The organism is Methanooceanicella nereidis (assembly GCF_021023085.1).
GTDB classification, from domain to species: Archaea; Halobacteriota; Methanocellia; order Methanocellales; family Methanocellaceae; genus Methanooceanicella; species Methanooceanicella nereidis.
Map to the genome: position 1 here is coordinate 112,493 of NZ_PGCK01000006.1, position 14,746 is coordinate 127,238.

Sequence of the window (14,746 nt, forward strand, 5' to 3'; positions counted from 1 at the left end):
TAAAATATGTCACTACTTGACAGGTTCTTATACAAAACGGAATTTGAATCATATAAAGATTTCATAGAAAATTACCGCGTAAAGGTCCCGGAAAACTTCAACTTCGCCTTTGACGTGGTAGACGTTATCGCACAGGAGACTCCGGACAAGATCGCCCTGATATGGTGCGACGATAATGATGCCGAGAAGATCATTACCTTCGCAGATATGAAACTCATGAGCGACAGGGCGGCTAACTTCTTTAAAAACCTGGGAATAAAGAAAGGCGACGGAGTAATGGTAGCCCTTAAGGGAAGGTACGAGTTCTGGTATTGTATCCTCGGCCTTCATAAGATCGGCGCTATCACCATTCCGGCGACACACATGCTCACCAAAAAAGACCTGGTGTACAGGATCGAGCTGGCTGATATTAAAATGGTCGTGGCCGCCGACGATAAGTCGCTCATCAAGTCAGTGGACGAGGCGCAAAAAGACTGCGCCGATATTCTTAAAATAAAGGCAGTCGTTAACGGAAAACATGACGGCTGGATAGACTTTGACAGCGAGATCGAAAAGGCCGGTGACGATTTTGTGCGGCCGTCCGGGAACGAGGCAGTGAAAAACGAGGATGTATCCCTGCTTTACTTTACTTCAGGCACTACAAGCCTGCCAAAGATGGTGATACACAACTTCGTTTACCCTCTAGGCCACATGCTTACGGCAAAATACTGGCAGAACGTCATCGACGACGGGCTCCACTTCACGGTAGCTGACACCGGATGGGCGAAAGCGGTATGGGGTAAAATATACGGCCAGTGGATAGCAGGCACGGCGGTCTTCGTTTACGATTACGAGGTCTTCAATCCTCAAAAGCTGTTAAAGAAGCTCGAGCAGTACAAGGTCACGACATTCTGTGCCCCGCCGACGATATACAGGTTCATGATCAACGAGGATATGACCAAATTCGATTTCTCTAACCTGAAATACTGTGTCGTGGCAGGCGAGCCCCTTAACCCCGAAGTATATAATAAGTTCCTGAAATACACAGGGCTAAAGCTCATGGAAGGGTTCGGGCAGACAGAAATGACCGTAGCAGTTGCCACATATCCATGGATAGATCCCAAGCCCGGCTCGATGGGCAAACCTTCGCCCGGATACAATATCGAGCTTATCAACTTAGACGGAAAACCCTGCGAGGTAGGCGAAGAGGGCGAGATAGTCATCAATACCGTCAAAGGGATACCTGTGGGGTTATTTGACGGGTACTATCGCGATGAAAAGAAAACGTCGTCTGTCTGGAATAACGGATATTACCATACTGGCGACATGGCCTGGATGGATGAGGACGGCTACCTGTGGTTCGTGGGCAGGTCTGACGACGTCATAAAGAGCTCCGGCTACAGGATCGGCCCGTTCGAGGTCGAGAGCGCCCTTATACAGCACCCTGCGGTCATAGAGTGCGCTATCACAGCAGTGCCTGACGAGATCAGAGGACAGGTAGTCAAGGCCACGGTCGTTCTTAGAAAAGGCTATGAGCCCGGCGATGCCCTCAGAAAGGAGCTTCAGGACCATGTGAAAAAGGTCACTGCGCCGTATAAGTATCCCAGGATCGTGGAGTTCGTCCCGGCGCTTCCCAAGACCATCAGCGGCAAGATCCGCAGGGTGGAGATCAGGGACAAGGATAAAAAGTAAAGTGGATAATGATGCATGCTGCCGTCGTAGAGACGCATGACGTTTCTACGATGGTTAACCTGTATGTATCCTGGATACCAGACTTTTTTAAGTGTCGATAAATTTTGCTAAAAAACAAATCTTCTCGGGATAATTAATAAAGTATTATATCGGATTGTAGGTAAACATTGAATGTGTCTATTATTTTATGATTCATACATGTACATTAAGGCCGTAATGTAGAATTTACATAATAATTGTGACATTATCCTCATTAGATAATTTATAACATATTATGTGTTTTACCTGATCGGCCATTCGCATATTAGCTTACCGTTAAGTAATTTTTCTAGCGCCAGGTCAACGTCGCCTTCAACACCCTTGTAGACCATCATACCGTTTCCCAGTAAAGTGTTCAGCGAGTCATCATCTATGTCGTAAGTAATGAGATGCGTTACGCCTCGCTCTCGAACGACGTCGGTCGCAGGCCTGCATTCTTCACTTTCATCCTTAAATGTCAGCTTGCCCGCTATCTGGTTGTCCCGGATATAGAAAAGAACGAACTCCGATGCCTTGTCGAAGTTTTCTGATATCATATCATTATACTTCGGTATGCAGACCTTCATAATACCCACCCAATAAAATATTTGGATAATTTAATAATAATACTTTGGCCCGGATAAGTGGATATGATCAGAATCAATAAATAGATAGATTGAATCATAATGAACATACAGACATCCATGATCGGATTCTGGAAAGGCCCATTTTCACAGCAATATTACCAGTATAGACTGCCAAAAAATGATTTAAGGTTACATACCACCAATTTTAGAACGTACAATAAGGTCGAATAGACCTATTAATTACTATTGGAAAATGACCGCCGCATACAAGATACGCAAAAACACTTTTCTCGACATCATAAAAGAGTTACATCGGCCATCTCTACGGGTACTGAACACTGATAAAAGCTTACTATTGGCCTTGCTATAAAATTATTTTAAACCCGGACTTTCAATTTTTTTTAATGATTATTTGATGTTAAAAATAATAAATTACTGTACTTTTTATAAAAATGGTGAATGATAAATGGCAGATATTAGAAAGATACTGGCAATACTCATATTATTGACACTGATATTTGGGTTTGCTTTACCGGTTATTGCCCAGACGTCGGTGCAGAATACTATGCTCGAAAATCTGGCGGCCAATAAAGAATTCTCCACCCTGGCTACAGCCATAAGAGCTGCAGGCCTGGATAAAGTATTGAGCGGAATGGAATCCTACACATTGTTCGCGCCGAACAATGCCGCGTTCGACAAGTTCCCGAAAGAATCGATCAGCGCCCTGGTAAACGATAAAACAAAACTTGGCGAACTGCTGAAGTACCATGTCGTCCCGGGTAAATTGACTTACGCGGACCTCTCAAAAATGACAGAGATCAAGACTGTCGACGGAAAGACATTGCCCATAGGCAGGCAGGACGGGATGGTCACTGTCGACGGAACAAAATTAATGGGACCGGGCATTGAAAGCAAGAACGGCATGATATACCCGATAAGCAACGTGATGACCCCGCCGGGCTTCGCTATGCCGCAGGTCGCAAGGTCCACCGGGATAGAGATGGGATGGCTTCCATGGTTGCTTGGTGCTCTTGGACTGGGATTGATCGCGCTGTACTTCTTGACCCGTGCCGGAAGAAAGGGTTATGAAGCTCCTGAAGCAGCATATGAAAAAGAGAGAGTAAAGGAGCGTGTAAAGCCCTGGTCGGAAGAGACGGAGAGAGCTGAAGAAACGATGAAGAGAGTCAAAGAGTCAGTCTCGGCTTACCGCGAGCCTTCGATATCCGATATCACTAATATCGCCAGGAACCTCGAATTGCCGCTTGCAGGCGATTCGCTGGCAGGGCTGAATAAGCTCATCAGCAACGGCGTATTCAGCGATAAGCAGGATTTCCTTAGCTTCCTGGTAAAGAGCTATTTCCAAAACGACGTGGGTTCCATGATGGCAGGCGGTAAAGAGCCGGGCATATCCTCGATAATGGACATCATTGACAAGACAGGGATAGCCAGAGGATTTTTGGATAGCGATATTAAGAAATACATAGTGCCGCTTTTAATGGCCGGGTTCACAGCAGTATACAATTACCTCCGGAAGCCAGCAGTTAAGCCGGCTTAAAATTTTTTTTCATTATTTTTTATTACCATGACAATATCCTGTACTCATTCTACCCGGATGTCAAAAAGATAACAGGCGCTTGCCATGCATAGAATCAATCCCTGCTGGATCATGCTGTCAAGTTCAGCCTGTGATGATGGGCTGCTTTTGGAATATATGATAAATGCTTGCCTTTTTACCAGTTAAATTATTATAGGTATACAAAAATCAAATATATTTATGACAGATGTGCTGGTCTTACTGGAAAAAGGAGATATGTTCGGCCCGGTATTGCGCAGTTATGGCTATAACAGCCAGCCTATCGTTCCCAATGCTTTCGGGTCTCAGTTCTGCCCTCCGGTAAAACTACTGATCGTTCCGGCAGGGTTCCCTCGTCCGAATTTTTACTCTTTTCTCCGATCCACACTTGAACGTAACAAAGACAGGATCGACAATTTTGTAAGGAATGGTGGAATAGTGTTTTCATACGGAGCGCTCATGGAAGAATATACCTATGACTGGCTTCCGGTGAACGTCAAATATTGTTCCGACCCTAAAAAACAGAGCGTTAAGACCATAAATGTGGACAGCCCCGCAGCTATGATATTTGAGCAGGGGGTGCAGGGATGTGACGGATACCTGAAGGAATTTGACGGCGAGAAAATAATGGCCTCTGAAGACGATAAAGCGGTCCTGGTCCATAAACAATTGGGAGACGGGCATATCATAGTTTCGGGGATGTACGATTTTCCCGGAAAAAGGTTCATCGACTGGGCTTGTTCGCCTGATAGAAAGCCGGTTAAGATATGATGTTCTTTTTTGTGTTCATCAGAGCTTATACTTTTAAAGAACTTAAACATTAATATATTGATTTTTTATTTTTGAGCGTATTTAGGGATTTTTTAAAAGTATGATCATCTTCAAAAGAAATCCTTAATGTACCTGACTCGCCTTTGTGCGCTCCCATGAAAAACTTTTGATGGTCTCTGTAAAAATGGGCATATAACATCAGTTCTGAGATCGATGTTCTGGCATTGTGCCTGTCGGATAGCAGGTAGACACATAACCTCACAGAAACACAGAAACACAAAAATTTTTTAAATGATTTTTTAAGGGCACAAAAACCCAAAGGTTCACTCACCAAACCTCTAAGGCTCTAGCATCACCGTCAATGCACAAACACCTCTAACGCCCGGCTCAACGCTCAAAAACACGAAATCACCAACGCTAAAACAAGGCCCGAACAATTCTCCAAGGGCACGAAAGTTTAACTGCACGGTTGACGTTTCACGATCGATATAATTCTTGATGGATCATGGGGGTACACAAACCGGGATATTAAATTTTAGTGTTATTGGAGAATGTTCGGGCCTTGTTTTAGCGTTGGTGAATTAGAGAGGTTAGTGCGTTGAGCCGAGCGTTAGGGATGTTAGTGCGTTGACGGTGATACTAGAGCCCTTCGTGATTTAGTGAGTAAGATTTTGGGGTCTTTGAGCCCTTAAAAAATCATAAAAAAATTTTGTGTTTCTGTGTTTCTGTGAGGTTATGTGTCTACCTGCCATCCGACAGGAACTACCTAAAAAAACTTCATCTCAAAGACCGGGTAAGTACGACACGTTCTTTCATTCTTAAAACCTGAGCAAGACCCCGCTCATCAAAGATTTCGTGGTGAAAAGGAGACAGAATACAAATGTAACGAATATGTGACCTATATCTAATTCCATAAAGACGCGATCAATCACAAAATAAAGAAAAAAGCTCGTTTTTAATATTAAGCTTATTAGTCAAGGCCTCTTCTAAAATATCTTATGTATAAGATCCTTGATCTCCTTCACATAATCCTTATGCGTATGCGTGCCGTCACAGTATGGCTTGTTCCCCGACCTTCCGCAGCGGCATAAAGTAACACGGTTCCTGGTCTCATACTTGAAACCCTCAGAAGATTCGAACGGTATTCCGCCTTTTAGCCATATAGGTCCAAGAGCTTCCTCTTTCGGGCCCTCTACAAGGCTGACGGATGGCACGAATTTAGGCTCGATAGGCTTCCCTGTCGTTTTATCCCACATCACGAGCCTTCCGGAAGGGCAATTACCGGCTATCTTTATCGCAAGTTCCCTTATTTCAGGGTCATCTGTGAACTTGACAAGGTCCCAGATGCCTCCTGCCCTGTGACAGAAGCGTGCCATGGCGCAAAGCTCTGGAGCGTCGGTTAGATCAACGCCAGGCCCCGGTATCTTATTAGCCAGCTCAAGATATTTTTTACCGCTGGCCGATTCTGTGCCGTTAAAGCCGGTCTCGGTATGAGTACCGTCGCAGTACGGCTTGTTCTTTGACTGGCCGCAGCGGCAAAGTGCGTAGGTTTCCTGTACAGGGAACTCTTCACCTTTGCTCCATTCAAGGGGGACGCCGTGATCGTCAGTTACAATGATCTCCTTTGCCAGTGGCAGACCACCCGTAACAAGATAAGGCCCGTCCTTTGTCACAACGACTTTGACATTCTCCTTTTTCTGGACATCGGAAGAAGTTTGGACAACCTCCTGCCCGGTATAATCTTTTTTATCGTTGATCATAATATAACCAAAATAATGATATTAGTGTTTATTATTAAATAGCTTATCTAAGAACGGATTTTATGACCGGATAAGTGAAAGTAAGCCTGATCTGATAAGTCTTTAAAGATCATTATCAGTAAAATAAAAATTAGATCATTTAATGATAAAACGTAAAAGACAAGAAACACTTATTTTATTCGAACTTTGAAAAATATCAGGAGAATATTGAATTATTTTTATCGAATAGAGCTCTTAACGTATTTCAGTATATTTAATATTAATTAAGAGGATAATTAAACTATAAAATATTAAATAGAATCGGTAACTTTATTTACATTTGTTAATTTAATTTAATTTCGGTAAATTATGGCTGAAAGCTTAAGCAAATATTACTTTTCAACAAAAGATCTTGCGACCATCACAATACTGGGCGCCCTTGGAGGCGGTTTTTCTGTATATATGGGCTACATAATCGCCGAGATCTTTAACATCATGAAAGTATGGTTCCCGGTAGGCGAATCTCTAAGCGGCGTCCATTTGATATGGATAGTGCTCGTGCTCGGCATCACTAATAAGAAAGGCAGCGGTGTTATGGCAGGATTGCTAAAGGGATGCGTAGAGTTCCTTATGGGCAGCCGGCTCGGCATATTCGTCGTTGTCCTGTCATTGCTTGAGGGCCTGTTCGCCGAGCTGGGTTTCTGGCCTTTCAGGAAGTACAGGAAACTAGCATATATTATGGCGGGTGGCATCGGCACTGCATCCAACGTAGTGACTTTCCAGCTCATATCGCCGTTCCAGGACATGTCTCTCTTTGCGCTGGCCACCTTCATGGCATTCATATCCGGAGCAGTATTTGCCGGCATATTAAGCCTGGGCGTCGTCGACAGCCTGGAAGATGCGGGGATCCTGAGAAAGGAGAAGAACAAGAAGGAAGGGATACGCATCACGGCTACCAAAGCCGCGGCTATCCTTGTCGGCCTGTCGATGATCATCATGGTCGGCTCTGTAGTATTTATGCCGCCGCAGCAAACGCCGGATCCATCAGTACAGGACCCTGCAGCGACTCCCGTAGATGATAAAATGATGAAATTTACCGTTACGGGCAGTGTAAATAATGAAAAGGAATATAATTTCTACGATCATAAAGAACACTTTGTCGTAATGGAATCACAGGTCATATGCAACCCGCATAAACTAACGAACTATACAGGGCTGCCGTTAAAATTCATACTTGAGGATGCGGGAGTGAAACCCGAAGCCACAAAAGTGGATATCGTCGCCTGGGACAGTTACTATAACACATTCGATCTTTCAAAGGCGATGAGCGATGATGTCATTATGGTGGACACTGGCGGGCAGCTCAAGATCATTGCCAATGGCTTAAGCCAGGAATACTGGGTCGGGATGATAAAGACGATAAGAGTATATTGAGGTCGTGATATATTGGATACCCCCTGGGAAAGCGAAATGAAAAAAGTCTTTTCGGACCTGAAGGAAAAATATGCTGTCAGCGGCCGCGCAGGACAATTCATAGATAAGGCGGTACAATATCATGGATTTCCCGCCCCCGGTGTCATCCTGGGAGCTTATATGATAGACCTTGCGCTGGAAAAGCTCGACACCGGCCCCGATGAAAAGCTATTCGCCATAGCTGAAACAAGCAAGTGCCTTTCGGATTCCATCGGCATCATAACGGGCTGTACTCCGGGCAGCAGTAAATTTTTATTATTCGATACAGGCCGACTTTCGCTGGCGATAGGAAAAGACGATGGTACAGGCATTGCGAAATGCGTGCGAGCCTTTGTAGCGCACGAAAAAACCGAAGGATATCCCGCCTTAATGACATGGTATTATAATGAGCCGGACAGTAAAAATGACCTTCCTGCTTTACTTGAGGATATTCTAAAGGCAGGCAGATCCATCCTGTTATGGGAATATGTCAATGCGCCGATCCCCCCGAAGGATCAAGACTGGAAACCGGCTTTTTGCATAAAGTGCGGCGAAATGATCCCTGATAAAAAGCTCGAGAACGGCCTGTGCAAGGCATGCGCTACAGGTTCTTGTTATATTATTTGAAAAGATCAAAAAGATTGAAAAGATGGCCTGGTAGCCATCTTTACCTGTTTTATTCGATCTCGATCGTTACGAGGCCGCCAACCCATGCGCCCTTTGACTCGCCTGGGATGACCGCTTTCAATGTCTTGTCTTCCTCGATAGCGATGATGGCGTCCTGGGATGCGGTGATGTTAGCTATCGGGAGCGACTTTGAGTAACCGTCAGCGCCGATCATTGTTGCGCTGGCTGCACCGCCCTTAAGCTTTGCGTCTTCCAGAAGTTTACTGTAGGATACGCCGGTGTATGTCATCATAACACCATCTTTGCCTTCGACGGATATGGTCTTGGTCCCGTATGCGTTGAGGTCGGCCATCGTCAGGTCAAGCTGGTTGTCTACGTTCCCCTTGACCGTTAATACGACCGGCCCGGGCTCTGGCGTCGGTGTCGCGGCCGGAGTTGCCGTCGGCTGAGTGCAGCCGGAAATAGCGACTATGAACGCGACCATTGTGATCAATAAAAGTATTGATTTTCCGTTTAGTTTCATATTATACCTCCCTTTGGAAAAGATTGGATAGTAATATTATGATATAACGATATAAATGTAATGTTACTAAGAATGATTACATAGAAAAATGTAATAGATCCAGTAATGTTCGAATAAAATTAAAATATTAGTATGCATTCTGAAAATCTTTAAAAAATTACAAGAATATTTATAAACTTTCTTCGGAAAACTTTTCATATTATCATTTTTTAGTTAGCTGATCCTGACATAATTCATATATAATACGTCAGATATTAAACAATTTATCTTAAAGGTGTGTCAGGTGGATCAAATAGAGATAATCATTAGAAATCTACAGTTATGGCCATTTTTCCTCATCATATCTTTTATTATCGGATTGGCGGCAGGAGCATACGCATTTCTTCTACATTTCATAAAAAATAAGTATGTAACATATAGTATTCCATTCGTATTGATCGCTATATGGTTATTATGGGAAGCAGCCCAGGAATATCCGGGGCCAATGCTCCCGCTCATAAACATTAGCGCATTTTTCCTGATATATCCTATGGCTGTGGTCGCGCTTTATCCTATTGCGGACTATTTTATCAAACCAAAGAACGGCTGGTTGATCGTGCTTATCGTAACAACTTTAGCCATGTTCACGAATTTTTTAGCAGGCTACGGGGAAGATGTCATACCTGTGATGACGGATGCACCTCCGACTTACCTGGACAATCTGATCAAAGGAGCTACGGGAATATTGAATTATATGACATATGGGATGATTTTTTATATTATCATTATACTGATAGCTAAAATTTTTAAATTTAAAAAGAAGAGTGGCTAGAATAGATCATTCAAAATAATTAGTGTTAAGTTTAGATAATAAAATTATCAAAAGACGTTAGAGGATAACAATACAAACGGGATGAGATATTAGTATTTATGAAAGTCATCTTATACGGCCAGGATATTAAAACCCGGTCTTCTGCACTTCCATCAGTTTTCCCGCCATATGATCTTTAAAGGCATCTTCTGCCGTACCCTCGGCCCCCATGAACACTTTGACTCCCCGGTCATGCAGTATGCTTTTCATACATGGCCCTATGCTTCCTGCCAGCACGACATTAACGCCATTATCTGCCAGGAAATCGGCAGCTTTCTTTTCGCCTTCCTCTGAAGGAACATTATGAAGAACGTCGACAGAAACTATCTTATCTTCCTCCGCTTCCAGGATAACGAAATATTCGCTCTTTGCAAAATGTTCCTTGACCGGCGATGAAAGACCTTCGGGAGATGTTATAGGTATCGCATACCTTGTCATATAATTATACTATTTACAGGTCAGGCTTTAAAGTTAATCGTATAAGTTAGCATTAGTTATGACGTTAGGGAAAATACTGACTTCTTCTCAGCATATTTTTGTCAGGACTTTATCTTAATAAAATTGATATATGGCCGTTTAATAATAGAGATATATGCCACATCAGTTTACGATCAAAGGGTTAGATAAAAATAAGTACCCCGAGGTCTACGATTCGATAAGCAGGGTCATGGGCTATTATGGCATTGATAAGATCAGTTTCAAGTATCCCGTGTTTTTTAAAAAATTAAATCTCATAAAGGGACAGTCCCTTATGGGGGATTCGATAAAAATATCCGAAAGGTCATTATCATTTTTGGAGAGCCTGGACTATGAGGAGAGAGATAGCGTACTTGCTCATGAACTGAGCCATGTTTATAACAGGGATGAAGTTTTATACACATTGATCTTCGTATTTTTGATATTCCCGTTATTCATTTTTGAACTATCATTGTTAATATTATCCTCATTGTTACTGTTCGGGGACATTTTCATCATATCGCTCATTATTGCCGGTATGCTGGTTTTTATCTTAAGTGTCAGGTTTTTTATGTGGGTATCGCGCAATTCGGAAATAAGATGCGACAGAGACGCCGTTTTAAAAATAAAAAGACCCGAAGCATTTAAAAGAGCTTTGATATCCTATTATAAGAATATAGACAGGTCGCAGGGCCGTCCGGGGATACCTGTAATACTGTTTAGCCTATTGTTGCTGGTCTTTTATTTTGTAGCGGGAAGCTCGCATCCGACCTTAAAAGAAAGGATAGAGCATATGGACCATGTAGGAAAAGCGATAGTACAACAATAATTTAAGATATGCATCCAAATCTACAAAATACATTTTTAAAAAATTCTTATTTTATCATATATTTTTTAAGGATATCATAGAGTCCGGGAGTTTCAGGAAGAAACTTTTCCTTCCCCAGTTTTTCACCTAATTCTTTCATCGTCATAAAAATGCCCTGTCTGATCTCTCCGGGATCGATGATCAGCTCTCTGCAGGTCATAAAAGCATATACGTTGACATTTTCCTTATCATTTTCATCGAATCTCTTTTTAAAACTGGTGATAAAGATCGGTCTTTCGACTATGCCGGCTTCTTCTTCAACTTCCCTGATGACGGCATCCTCGTATGTTTCTCCGGCATGGACGTGCCCTCCGAAGACGATACTCCAGTAGCCGGGATAGAACTCTTTGTTCATAGTTCTTTGGTTTACGAAAACCCTGTTCTCTTTATCGAATATATAGAAGAGAACGCTTCTATGGACATGACCTTTCGAATGGACCTCTTTTCGCGTAGCGCGACCGATCACTTCATCGTTATCGTTTACAATGTCGAAAAATTCATCCATTAAAATTAGAGTCTATCTTTTACTATAAAAAATGAGTTGATATGGATCTGTATGCGGCGCGTTAAAAAAAATGATTAAAAAATGAAAATATAGACGTTCCTTTAAGAAAAATCCGGGCAAATATTATTATTAAAATGATAATATTTTCAGTTTGTAAGGTATTATTGGCACATACTTTCAAATTTGTAAATATTTTTGAGTAATTTCACAAAAGTATTAAATACTAAAATATGGATTATTTCATTTGTACATAATAAACAATAGCGTGCTTAGCGCTTAATTGGGGGGTATATAGTGAGTAATCAATATTTACATGAATCAGCTACCGGCATTTTGGTCGGCTTTCGCAGATGGAATCCATTATCGACGGCGGCAATCGCGCTAGTCAAAGTAGATAACCGCATCATAAGAGTGCCTATTGATTGCAGGCAGATACCGCACATACTGAAGGAATATCCCGAAGGAAGTAATGTGACATTAAAATTTTTTGAAAATAAATGGCACATAGTGAGCGAGATCACATCCGCGTACGAACTTCAGGTTGACATGGTAGTGATGCCGTTTAATAATGTTAAGGCATAAATATACCATAAAAAATTACCGGAAGATGCCGGATCCAATCTTTTTTTAATCGTATTAATTTATTGTGTAAGACCGTTATTTAGAAATTTTCCTGCGCTCTTTTAAGAAAATATCAATGAACTGGAATACTTTATAAAGCACATAGAAAAATGCAATGAATAAGATCAATGATAAAAATACCAGGACGATCTCTTGATAACCTATCATTCCCATGATATTGACACCATAAATATATTTTAATTCATATAGGTGTATAAAATATTTCTGTCATGATCCAATAACCGTTTTAATACATCTGAGGAAAATCTTAAAAGTCGTAAACACCCTAAAAATTGCTGTACAGGGAAAGTTCAGTCATTTTATCGAGATTTGTAAAGAATCGTCCCGGATATAAATTGTAGAATAATAAATTAACCGGCCATTATTGCAGTTTAATGACGAAATTTATTAATACTGATAAAAAAATCTGGTTTTTAAAAAAAATTTATGCTCAGTTATTGCGTTACCTGAAGGTAAGACAGATCAAGCTTTTTCAGCACTTCGTCTGCATTATCCCTGAATTCCTGCTCTACCTGTCTGATATAAGCCTTCTCATAGTCTCTTCCTAAGAAACGGTTGCATATACCTGTAGCTTGCGCTAATACACTTTCCCCAATCATTTAAATATCCCCTACTTTAACAGCACTTGCAGTGCTGTAATTTTTATTTATTATACAAGTACATATAAAGCTTTCTATTATACTAATTTAAAAAATAATTATTTGGTTTATTTACATTTAGTGGAAAAACATCTGCCTATTTATAGATGTATAGCTTATTGATATATATCAAAAAGATATATGTTGGTGATCCTAATGCCATCAGCGATGATCCATTACTTTTCGGGCACTGGCAACACGTACCATACAGTGAGCCTGATCCGGAAAAAGCTGGAGGATTCGGGTTATACGGTCGCCGTCAACCGTGTCGAATGCGGCACCATGCCTCCTGAAAACAAATATGATTTACACGTATTCGCATTCCCGGTATACGCGGCGGACGTCCCGGACGTTATGATAAAGTATTTACACAGGCTGCCACCGGGAAACGGGTCGAAGGCAGCGGTACTGTCAGTGTATGGTAAAATATTCCAGGACCACAGGTTCCCCGGCGACCAGGGAGATCCGGGCTCTTCTTATGATCACGCGCGCTCGATCATATCGAGAAAGGGATATGACGTGCTGCTCACCGGCGGCGTAGGATATCCACATAGTATAACGCAGTTCATACCTCCTCCTGATGAGGCCGAGGAATTAGCGATCAAGGCATCATCGGATGAAAAAGTGAAAATGTTCGCTGACAGGATCGTGGCCGGGGATAGGGATGTGAAAAGCCCCGGTTTGATAGTAGCGTTGTTATCATATCCTTTCGGATTTTTATATGGCCTGATGGGAAGGAGAGGCCTTGGCAAGATGTTCGTGGCCGACAGTAAATGCATTTCCTGCGGGAAATGCGAAAAAGCCTGTCCATCGAAGACTATCACTTTGATCAATAAAAAGCCCTCGTGGAACTGGGACTGTCAGGGATGCCAGCGCTGTATCAACATATGCCCTGTCAAAGCCATTCAGACTTCGATAATGAGGCTGGCCATAATGTGGCTGGGTATCCCGGCATTGCTTATGGCATACTGGATAGCGGGGCCTCTTGCCGGACATTATTATCTGAAGCCGGATTGGCTGCCGGGAATAATGTATGATGTGTTCCTTTTCATGCTTGGGTGGACAGTACTGCTCTATCCTGCCGATAAGCTAATTCTTGCGCTGGAATTTGTCCCGGGCATCAGGAAGATCATGGAATTAAGCTTTACAAGGAAATATCGCCGCTACCTGGACAGTGAGTTTAAACCTTTGAACGGCTGTGAGAAACGACTGTAAGTTTACTGGAGGTATGAATGCCTAAAGACAACATGGCCAGATATATTATCCTGGGCTTGCTAAGCCAGGGCCCCAAATCGGGATATGCCATTAAAAAATGGGTGGAACTATCCATCAGCTATTTCTGGGACATCAGTTATGGCCAGATATATCCGACGCTCCGGCATCTCGAGCAGGAAGGCCTGGCCACCATGAAAATGGAGACGGCTGATAAAGGGCCGAGCAGTAAGGTCTATAACATAACAGATGATGGCAGGGAAGAACTGCGAAAGTGGCTGCGCAGGTCTGAAGAGAAACAATATGAGATACTTCTCAAGATATTTTTTGGCAGCGAGATCTCAAAAGAAGAACTGATAAAAAAATTGGAAGGCTTCATATCAAAAAGAAAAATTGATATCGATGTGCTGGAAAAAGCCGAAAAGGAACTGAGAGGAACCCCGAAAAAAGATCCGAATGAAATTAACATGCTCCTGATAACCACCCTGGGTGTCATGTCCTACAGGACCGAGATCGAATGGAGTATGAGATCTATTGAGATGCTAAAGGACGGTAAAAAACAGAAAAACAAGAAGTGATGCCCTCGCCACGAAAACGTATCACACAGGCTTTAC

The 14,746-nt window shown here is 42.4% G+C and carries 17 protein-coding genes; 10 read left to right on the forward strand and 7 right to left on the reverse strand.

All coding sequences use genetic code 11. The features are described from left to right. Window positions 1–6 precede the first annotated feature (6 nt). Window positions 7–1,671 carry an AMP-binding protein gene (locus CUJ83_RS08515; protein ID WP_230741874.1) on the forward strand — a complete coding sequence of 555 codons (1,665 nt, stop codon included), beginning with the start codon at window positions 7–9 and terminating at the stop codon, window positions 1,669–1,671. A gap of 281 nt (window positions 1,672–1,952) precedes the next feature. On the opposite strand, the gene CUJ83_RS08520 is transcribed toward CUJ83_RS08515, so the two are convergent. Beyond that, window positions 1,953–2,276: a NifB/NifX family molybdenum-iron cluster-binding protein gene (locus CUJ83_RS08520; RefSeq protein WP_230741875.1), complete on the reverse strand. Its 324-nt coding sequence runs from the start codon at window positions 2,274–2,276 to the stop codon at window positions 1,953–1,955. A gap of 466 nt (window positions 2,277–2,742) precedes the next feature. Here CUJ83_RS08520 and CUJ83_RS08525 point away from each other — a divergent pair, with 466 nt between their 5' ends. Further along, a complete protein-coding gene (locus CUJ83_RS08525; RefSeq protein WP_230741876.1) occupies window positions 2,743–3,831 on the forward strand; it encodes a fasciclin domain-containing protein in 1,089 nt (362 codons plus the stop codon). 219 nt (window positions 3,832–4,050) lie between these two features. Continuing rightward, a complete protein-coding gene (locus CUJ83_RS08530; RefSeq protein ID WP_230741877.1) occupies window positions 4,051–4,620 on the forward strand; it encodes a hypothetical protein in 570 nt (189 codons plus the stop codon). Window positions 4,621–5,606: 986 nt separating this feature from the next. Here the strand turns inward: CUJ83_RS08530 and CUJ83_RS08535 are convergent. Continuing rightward, complete coding sequence (locus tag CUJ83_RS08535) at window positions 5,607–6,380, reverse strand: CDGSH iron-sulfur domain-containing protein (RefSeq protein WP_230741878.1); 774 nt, start codon at window positions 6,378–6,380, stop codon at window positions 5,607–5,609. A gap of 348 nt (window positions 6,381–6,728) precedes the next feature. On the opposite strand from CUJ83_RS08535, the gene CUJ83_RS08540 reads away from it, so the two are divergent. Beyond that, window positions 6,729–7,793, forward strand: a complete 1,065-nt coding sequence (locus tag CUJ83_RS08540) for an ECF transporter S component (RefSeq protein WP_230741879.1) — start codon at window positions 6,729–6,731, stop codon at window positions 7,791–7,793. A gap of 36 nt (window positions 7,794–7,829) precedes the next feature. Further along, on the forward strand, window positions 7,830–8,438 hold the full coding sequence (locus CUJ83_RS08545; protein ID WP_230741880.1) for an FmdE family protein: 609 nt from the start codon (window positions 7,830–7,832) through the stop codon (window positions 8,436–8,438). A 49-nt stretch (window positions 8,439–8,487) separates the two neighbouring features. Here the strand turns inward: CUJ83_RS08545 and CUJ83_RS08550 are convergent, their stop codons facing one another. Beyond that, on the reverse strand, window positions 8,488–8,961 hold the full coding sequence (locus CUJ83_RS08550) for a molybdopterin-dependent oxidoreductase (RefSeq protein ID WP_230741881.1): 474 nt from the start codon (window positions 8,959–8,961) through the stop codon (window positions 8,488–8,490). A 433-nt stretch (window positions 8,962–9,394) separates the two neighbouring features. Between CUJ83_RS08550 and CUJ83_RS08555 the strand changes: the two genes are divergently transcribed. Continuing rightward, complete coding sequence (locus CUJ83_RS08555) at window positions 9,395–9,772, forward strand: hypothetical protein (protein WP_230741882.1); 378 nt, start codon at window positions 9,395–9,397, stop codon at window positions 9,770–9,772. 126 nt (window positions 9,773–9,898) lie between these two features. Here the strand turns inward: CUJ83_RS08555 and CUJ83_RS08560 are convergent, their stop codons facing one another. Then, entirely contained in the window at window positions 9,899–10,249 is a 351-nt protein-coding gene (locus CUJ83_RS08560; protein ID WP_230741883.1) for a NifB/NifX family molybdenum-iron cluster-binding protein, read from the reverse strand. Window positions 10,250–10,403: 154 nt separating this feature from the next. Here CUJ83_RS08560 and CUJ83_RS08565 point away from each other — a divergent pair, with 154 nt between their 5' ends. After that, window positions 10,404–11,096, forward strand: coding sequence for a M48 family metallopeptidase (locus tag CUJ83_RS08565; RefSeq protein ID WP_230741884.1), 693 nt, complete (start codon window positions 10,404–10,406; stop codon window positions 11,094–11,096). Window positions 11,097–11,142: 46 nt separating this feature from the next. Here CUJ83_RS08565 and CUJ83_RS08570 read toward each other — a convergent pair whose 3' ends face one another. Then, entirely contained in the window at window positions 11,143–11,640 is a 498-nt protein-coding gene (locus CUJ83_RS08570; protein WP_230741885.1) for an NUDIX hydrolase, read from the reverse strand. A 294-nt stretch (window positions 11,641–11,934) separates the two neighbouring features. On the opposite strand from CUJ83_RS08570, the gene CUJ83_RS08575 reads away from it, so the two are divergent. After that, complete coding sequence (locus CUJ83_RS08575; protein ID WP_230741886.1) at window positions 11,935–12,222, forward strand: hypothetical protein; 288 nt, start codon at window positions 11,935–11,937, stop codon at window positions 12,220–12,222. 75 nt (window positions 12,223–12,297) lie between these two features. On the opposite strand, the gene CUJ83_RS08580 is transcribed toward CUJ83_RS08575, so the two are convergent. Both CUJ83_RS08580 and CUJ83_RS08585 read right to left on the reverse strand, forming a co-directional pair. Further along, the gene (locus CUJ83_RS08580) at window positions 12,298–12,435 is read right to left on the reverse strand and encodes a hypothetical protein (protein WP_230741887.1); all 138 of its coding nucleotides are present in this window, start codon (window positions 12,433–12,435) and stop codon (window positions 12,298–12,300) included. 281 nt (window positions 12,436–12,716) lie between these two features. After that, the gene (locus tag CUJ83_RS08585) at window positions 12,717–12,881 is read right to left on the reverse strand and encodes a hypothetical protein (RefSeq protein ID WP_230741888.1); all 165 of its coding nucleotides are present in this window, start codon (window positions 12,879–12,881) and stop codon (window positions 12,717–12,719) included. Between the two features lie 195 nt (window positions 12,882–13,076). On the opposite strand from CUJ83_RS08585, the gene CUJ83_RS08590 reads away from it, so the two are divergent. Further along, complete coding sequence (locus CUJ83_RS08590) at window positions 13,077–14,135, forward strand: EFR1 family ferrodoxin (protein ID WP_230741889.1); 1,059 nt, start codon at window positions 13,077–13,079, stop codon at window positions 14,133–14,135. A gap of 17 nt (window positions 14,136–14,152) precedes the next feature. Continuing rightward, window positions 14,153–14,710 (forward strand): PadR family transcriptional regulator, encoded by a 558-nt coding sequence (locus tag CUJ83_RS08595; protein ID WP_230741890.1) that lies wholly within the window; start codon window positions 14,153–14,155, stop codon window positions 14,708–14,710. Window positions 14,711–14,746: the final 36 nt, after the last annotated feature.

Bases quoted from the DNA above. Each gene is read 5' to 3' on its own strand.
- CUJ83_RS08515 (WP_230741874.1), top strand. From the start codon at position 7: ATGTCACTACTTGACAGGTTCTTATACAAAACGGAATTTGAATCATAT.
- CUJ83_RS08520 (WP_230741875.1), bottom strand. From the start codon at position 2,276: ATGAAGGTCTGCATACCGAAGTATAATGATATGATATCAGAAAACTTC.
- CUJ83_RS08525 (WP_230741876.1), top strand. From the start codon at position 2,743: ATGGCAGATATTAGAAAGATACTGGCAATACTCATATTATTGACACTG.
- CUJ83_RS08530 (WP_230741877.1), top strand. From the start codon at position 4,051: ATGACAGATGTGCTGGTCTTACTGGAAAAAGGAGATATGTTCGGCCCG.
- CUJ83_RS08535 (WP_230741878.1), bottom strand. From the start codon at position 6,380: ATGATCAACGATAAAAAAGATTATACCGGGCAGGAGGTTGTCCAAACT.
- CUJ83_RS08540 (WP_230741879.1), top strand. From the start codon at position 6,729: ATGGCTGAAAGCTTAAGCAAATATTACTTTTCAACAAAAGATCTTGCG.
- CUJ83_RS08545 (WP_230741880.1), top strand. From the start codon at position 7,830: ATGAAAAAAGTCTTTTCGGACCTGAAGGAAAAATATGCTGTCAGCGGC.
- CUJ83_RS08550 (WP_230741881.1), bottom strand. From the start codon at position 8,961: ATGAAACTAAACGGAAAATCAATACTTTTATTGATCACAATGGTCGCG.
- CUJ83_RS08560 (WP_230741883.1), bottom strand. From the start codon at position 10,249: ATGACAAGGTATGCGATACCTATAACATCTCCCGAAGGTCTTTCATCG.
- CUJ83_RS08565 (WP_230741884.1), top strand. From the start codon at position 10,404: ATGCCACATCAGTTTACGATCAAAGGGTTAGATAAAAATAAGTACCCC.
- CUJ83_RS08570 (WP_230741885.1), bottom strand. From the start codon at position 11,640: ATGGATGAATTTTTCGACATTGTAAACGATAACGATGAAGTGATCGGT.
- CUJ83_RS08580 (WP_230741887.1), bottom strand. From the start codon at position 12,435: ATGGGAATGATAGGTTATCAAGAGATCGTCCTGGTATTTTTATCATTG.
- CUJ83_RS08585 (WP_230741888.1), bottom strand. From the start codon at position 12,881: ATGATTGGGGAAAGTGTATTAGCGCAAGCTACAGGTATATGCAACCGT.
- CUJ83_RS08590 (WP_230741889.1), top strand. From the start codon at position 13,077: ATGCCATCAGCGATGATCCATTACTTTTCGGGCACTGGCAACACGTAC.
- CUJ83_RS08595 (WP_230741890.1), top strand. From the start codon at position 14,153: ATGCCTAAAGACAACATGGCCAGATATATTATCCTGGGCTTGCTAAGC.